Source organism: Pseudomonas sp. K5002 (assembly GCF_013386655.1).
Lineage (GTDB): Bacteria > Pseudomonadota > Gammaproteobacteria > Pseudomonadales > Pseudomonadaceae > Aquipseudomonas.
Map to the genome: position 1 here is coordinate 1 of NZ_JACARK010001539.1, position 752 is coordinate 752.

Below are 752 nucleotides of genomic sequence, written 5' to 3' on the forward strand. Positions count from 1 at the left end.
CTGATGGGCGCCCCCGTGGGAGATGAACACGGCGTTGCCCGGCGTCAGTTCGTACTGCGTGCCGTCCTCGGTACGCCGGGTGACGCCGCCGGCGGCGACAAGGTGGAAGTACGCATGCCCGGGTTTGGCCGCAAAGCCCAGGCCAAACGCCGGCCCGGCCTGGATACGGCGGTACTCGACGCCCCGCAGGCGCATGCCGCGCAACAGCTCGTTGATGAGGTCAGAGGACACGTCGAACGGTTCTGGAGGCATCATTTTCGGGGTTTCGGTAAAGGATTCAAGATTTTGCATCATAGATCATCCTGCCCTGCGTACCTAGACTGGCGGTCGCGATAACTTTTGGAGGGTGACCAGTGATGAGCAGTTGTGTGTGTGACGCCGTAACCGGTGCAGATGCAGCGCCCGCGACACCGGCCTGGATGGCGGTGTTTTCGTTGGCGATGGGCGTGTTCGGATTACTCACGGCGGAGTACCTGCCGGCCAGTTTGTTGACGCCGATGGCGGCCGAACTCGGCGTCTCGGAAGCCTTGGCAGGGCAGGCGGTGACAGTCACGGCGGTGGTGGCGTTGTTCGCCGGGTTGCTGGTACCGGGCCTGACCCGCGGGATCGACCGGCGCGTGGTGCTGTTGTGCTTCAGCGCACTGATGATCTGCTCCAACCTGCTGGTGGCGGTCTCGTCGAGCCTCACGGTGTTGCTGCTGATGCGCGTCCTGCTGGGCATCGCCCTGGGTGGCTTCTGGAGCATGGCGGCG

The 752-nt window shown here is 64.4% G+C and carries 2 protein-coding genes; one reads left to right on the forward strand and one right to left on the reverse strand.

The genetic code is table 11. The features are described 5' to 3' along the window. A partial coding sequence (locus tag HX846_RS37785) for a cupin domain-containing protein (RefSeq protein ID WP_178967533.1) occupies positions 1-291 on the reverse strand: 291 nt, incomplete at its 3' end. Between the two features lie 65 nt (positions 292-356). Here HX846_RS37785 and HX846_RS37790 point away from each other — a divergent pair. Further along, positions 357-752: MFS transporter (locus HX846_RS37790; protein ID WP_178967534.1), on the forward strand; the 396-nt coding region annotated here is incomplete at its 3' end.